The following is a 5045-nucleotide window of genomic DNA, read 5'->3' as shown; positions in this document are numbered from 1 at the left end:
GGGTGAGCGAAGGAGTGGGCACCTGAAGGGCCCCGCTGTGCGTCCCGTCGAGCACCGCGAACAGCGTGCGAGCGACCTCCGCGCCGAAGTGGTGCACGTCGTGGCTCATGGCCGACAGCGTCGGATGGGTTATCCGGCACAGCTGGGAGTCGTCCCACGCCAGCAGTGACACGTCGTCCGGGATGACGAACCCCATCTCGGCCGCGACGCCCGCACCGGCGACGGCCATGATGTCGTTGTCGTACACGATGGCGGTGGGCCGGTCCGCGGAAAGGAGCAGGGACCGGGTGGCGCGGGCGCCCTCCTTGCCGTCGAACCCGGTGGAGATCTGCCGGCCCTGTTCCAGTCCCAGCTGGCGCATCGTGGTTTCGAAGGCGGCGGCCCGGATGGAGCTGTGCCCCAGTCCGGCCGGGCCGCCGACGCGTGCGATGCGGCGGTGGCCCAGCGCGGCCAGATAGCGGACCGCCTCGGCGGCCGCGGTCGCGTCGTCCGTCCATACGGACGGGAACGCGCCGGTCAGGGACGGATGCCCGACGGCGACCGCCGGCAGGCCGACGGCCTGCAATGCCGGCACCCTCGGGTCGTCGTCGTGGAAGTCGACCAGGATCGCTCCGGCGATCGTCCGGCTGCGCCACCATGTCTTGTGGAGGTCGATCTCCTCGTCGAGGTCCCGTACCAGGCGCAGCAGCAGCGAACAGGAGCGGGCCGCCAGGACGCTCTCGATGCCGGAGATGAATTCCATGTAGAAGGGTTCGAGGCCGAGCAGCCGGGCGGGCCGGCACAGCGCCAGCCCCACGATGTCGACCCGCTGGCTGGAGAGGCTGCGTGCGGTCAGGTTCGGCGCCCAGCCCAGTTCGCGTGCGGCGGCGAAGATCCGCTCGCGGGTGGCCTGCGAGACGCCCGGCTTGTGGTTGAAGGCGAGCGAGACCGCCCCCTTGGAGACACCGGCACGGGCGGCGACGTCCTTGATCGTGACGCGAGTCGTTCCCGTCACATCACGTCCACGCTGAACAGGGCGGCCCGCACGTCCTCGACGTCCACGGAGCCGCAGCCGCTGACCTTGATACGGGTCCGCTCGCCGGGCAGGAGCGTCGTGAGCCCCTGGTCGGCGGCGGCTCGGGGGCCGAGCCGGTCGGCCTGGAGGAGGAGGTCTCTGACCAGAGTGTGTGCGCTCACCACGATGTCGACTCTATCGCTCTCGCCCGGGACCGGTTCCACAGCGATGTCGTACCGGGGCCGGGGGTAGGCGAAATCCTTGTCGGGAACGGGGAAGTGGAGGGCGCGTAGGCCGTCGGCGTCGGCGACGAGGAACTCCTTCGCGGACCGCTCCGCGGGTGCGAGCGCCGGCGGAACGGGCATTCGCACGACCGAGCGCGGTCCGGCGGTGACGTCGACGACGCCCTCGTGCACCGTGGTGCCGTCCGCCTCCAACAGGCGCAGGGCCACCGACGTCCGCCACACGGCGGCGGACTGGTTGACGACGGCGAGCGTCAGGCCTTCGTCGCCCGGCTGGAGGGTGAGGAGCCGGTCCGCGTACACGCGGCGCAGCTCGTGGTGAAGGGGCTTGAGCCTGCCGTCGCCGTCGACCGCCGACCACGAGGTGACCGGCCAGCAGTCGTTGAGCTGCCAGACCACCGTGCCCGCGCAGACGGGCCAGTGGGAGCGCCAGTGCTCGATCCCGGCGCCGACGGCACGGGCCTGGACGACCTGGGTGAGGTAGTGCCAGCGGTCGAAGTCGTCGTCGGGGAGCGGGAAGTGGCGGGCGACACCGCGGTTCAGTTTGCCGTTGCCGTCCTCGGCCTTCTGGTGGTGCAGCATGCCGGGGGAGTCGGGTGCCGGCCGCTCGCCGGGGAGTGCGCGCCGCAGGGTCGCGATCGCGGGCGGTGCCTGCCAGCCGAACTCGGCGACGAAACGCGGGACGCTCGCGCGGTACTCGGCGTAGTCCTGGCGGTTCCACACCTCCCACGAGTGGAAGGTGCCGTGGGCAGGGTCGTTGGGGTGGTGGTCCCAGGAGCCGGACCAGGGGCTTCCCGCCGTGTAGGGGCGGGTGGGGTCGAGCTCGGCGACCACACGGGGCAGCAGGCCGAGGTAATAGCCCTCGCCCCAGGAGTCGCCCGCGAGTTCGCTCTCCCAGCCCCAGTCCCTGAAGCCCCACAGGTTCTCGTTGTTACCGTTCCACAGCACCAGGCTGGGGTGCGGCATCAGCCGGACAACGTTGTCGCGGGCTTCTGCCTCCACCTCCCCGCGCAGCGGCTGCTCCTCCGGGTAGGCGGAGCAGGCGAAGAGGAAGTCCTGCCAGACCATCAGGCCGAGCTCGTCGCAGGCGTCGTAGAAGGCGTCGTCCTCGTAGATGCCGCCGCCCCAGATCCGCACGAGGTCGACGTTGGCGCCGGCGGCCTGCTCGAGCCGGGCGCGGTAGCGCTCGGGCGTGATCCGGGAGGGGAAGACGTCGTCGGGGATCCAGTTGACCCCGCGTGCGAAGATCCGCACGCCGTTGACGACGAGGGTGAAGCCGGTGCCGTACTCGTCGGCAGAGCGGTCGAGTTCGATCCGGCGGAAGCCGATCCGGCGCTGCCAGACGTCCAGAGGACCGTTCTCGTCGGACAGCGTGACCTCGAGGTCGTACAGCGGCTGCCCGCCGTAGCCGCGCGGCCACCACAGCCGCGGGTCCGCCACCTCCAGTTCCAGCACCGCCTCTTCGCCCTCGAAGGTCACTTCGGCCTGTGCTCCGGCGACCGTGGCCCGGGCCGTGAGCGGCCGCCCCTCACCCCGGCGGGTGCGCTCCGCCTCCAGCCGTACCTCCACCCGGCCGGTGCCGTCGGCGACGGTAACCAGCGGCCGGACCTGCGCGAGGCGTGCGGTCGACCAGTGTTCCAGCCGGACCGGCCGCCAGATCCCGGCGGTCACCAGCGTGGGTCCCCAGTCCCAGCCGAAGCTGCACGCCATCTTGCGGATGTACTGCGACGGTTCCGGATAGACGTTCGGCCGGGACCCGGTCAGGGAACGGACCGCCTCCGCCTCCTCGTAGGCGGAGGCGAAGCGGACCTCCAAGGGGCCGGTGCGGCCGGTGACGTCGAAGCGGTAGGAGCGGTGCATGTTGCGGGTACGGCCCAGTTCCTGGCCGGCGAGGGTGATCAGCGCGGCGGTGTCGAGGCCGTCGAAGACCAGGTCGGTCCGCTCGTGGGCACTGTCGTGCGCCAGGTCGGTGAGGTAGGTCCACCCGCGCCGGCCGACCCAGGCGACTTCGGTCTCGTTGAGTCCGATGAAGGGGTCGGGGATGACGTCGGCGGCCAGCAGATCGGTGTGGACGCAGCCGGGGACCCGAGCCGGGAGCAGCGCCTCTTCGTGGCACGCGCTCCACCCCTCGGTGAGCTGGGTGACGTCCTTCATGGTGCGGCTCCAATCGCCTGACTCAGGCCGTGGATGTACGACGTCGCACAACCTAACCCGGTGATCAGGTCCTGTCCATAAACCGGTCAAGCTCCGGTCCTTTCGTCGGATGAACTCTCCAAGCCGCGCTGAGGGGCCTGAAGGCGGTTCGCCGGTAACGATTAGGCATCGTGGTGGAAATCAGAGCTTTACCGGTTCACCTCATGCCTGCCATAGTGCCGACATCCCACCCGGACCTGAGCCGCAATCCTGAAGGAGTTGGGCACATGGGGAAGAAGAAGACGCTCGCGGGCGTGCTTCTGGCCGTCGCGACCTTGACCGTCGCGGGGTGCAGTGGCGGAGGAACACCCTCCGCCGAGACGGCGACGGTTCCCGCCGACCCGAACGAGGTGGCCGGCACGATCACCGTCCTCACCCACCGCACCGATCTCGTCCAGAACGGCGCGATGGACGCGTACGCGGCGGAGTTCAAGAAGATCTACCCCAAGGTCAAGGTGAAGTTCGAGGGCCTCACCGACTACGAGGGCGAGGTCAAGATCCGGATGAACACCGACGACTACGGTGACGTCCTCATGATCCCGGCCGCCGTGTCCAAGAACGACTACCCGAAGTTCTTCGCCCCCCTCGGTCCCGCCGGCGAGCTGACGGCCAAGTACCGCTTCAGCGACAAGACCGACGTCGGCGGCAAGGTCTACGGCATCGCCCAGTTCGGCACGGCCAACGGCTTCGTCTACAACAAGTCGGTCTGGAAGAAGGCCGGCGTCACCAAGTGGCCGACCACTCCCCAGGAATTCCTCGCCGGGCTCCGGGCGATCAAGTCCAGGACCGGCGCCGTGCCGTACTACACGAACTTCAAGGACGGCTGGCCCCTGGTCCAGTGGGGCGGCAACCTCGGCTCCGTCACCTGCGACAGTGACGCCGGCAACAAGCTGGCGGGCCCCGTCTCTCCCTGGAAGCAGGGCGGCGAGCTCAACGTGAGCGACACGCTCCTGCACGACATCGTCAAGGGCGGACTGTCCGAGAAGGACCCCAACACCACCAACTGGGAAGCCTCCAAGGGCATGGTGGCCAAGGGGGAGATCGGCACGATGATGCTGGGCTCCTGGTCGATCACGCAGATGAGGGACGCGGCCGAGAAGGCGGGCGCGAAGCCGGACGACATCGGTTTCATGCCGTTCCCGCTGCAGAAGGACGGCACATTCTGCGCCACGGTCGTCTCCGACTACCAGCAGGCCGTCAACATCCACTCGGAGCACAAGGGAGCGGCCCGGGCCTGGATCGACTGGTTCACGGAGAAGTCCGGCTACTCCGCGAAGGAGGGCGCTGTTCCCACCGTGAAGTCGGCCCCCATGCCGGACACGCTCAAAGACTACGTTGACAACGATGTCACCTTCGTGGAGCGCTCCGAGACCAGGACCGGGCAGGTCAACGCCATAGACAACGCCGCCGAGATCGGTCTCAACACACCCGACTACCGGCAGAAGCTGATCGACATCGCCCGCGGCGCCCAGAGCGGCAGCCTGCAGGACTTCTTCGCCGACCTCGACAAGAGGTGGGACGAGGCAGCGAAGACCGCCGGCTCCTGACGGACGACGGAGGCGGGGCCCCGGCCGCACCACACCCGCCGGGGCCCCCCCCCCGCCGCCCCACAGCCG

General features: G+C 69.5%; 3 protein-coding genes. 1 reads left to right on the top strand and 2 read right to left on the bottom strand.

The genetic code is table 11. The annotated features are described in order from the left end of the window. Together ACWGH4_RS31045 and ACWGH4_RS31040 are read right to left on the bottom strand one after the other, a co-directional pair. Positions 1-994 (bottom strand): LacI family DNA-binding transcriptional regulator (locus ACWGH4_RS31045; protein ID WP_453466763.1); only part of this gene is annotated, 994 nt, incomplete at its 3' end. Next, the gene (locus ACWGH4_RS31040) at positions 991-3390 is read right to left on the bottom strand and encodes a glycoside hydrolase family 2 protein (RefSeq protein ID WP_453466761.1); all 2400 of its coding nucleotides are present in this window, start codon (positions 3388-3390) and stop codon (positions 991-993) included. The genes ACWGH4_RS31040 and ACWGH4_RS31045, both read right to left, overlap by 4 nt. 266 nt (positions 3391-3656) lie before the next feature. Between ACWGH4_RS31040 and ACWGH4_RS31035 the strand changes: the two genes are divergently transcribed. Further along, a complete protein-coding gene (locus ACWGH4_RS31035) occupies positions 3657-4976 on the top strand; it encodes an ABC transporter substrate-binding protein (RefSeq protein ID WP_453466759.1) in 1320 nt (439 codons plus the stop codon). Positions 4977-5045 lie beyond the last annotated feature (69 nt).

Source organism: Streptomyces sp. NPDC054847, assembly GCF_053610925.1.
This window is presented reverse-complemented; position numbering and strand designations above follow the sequence as displayed.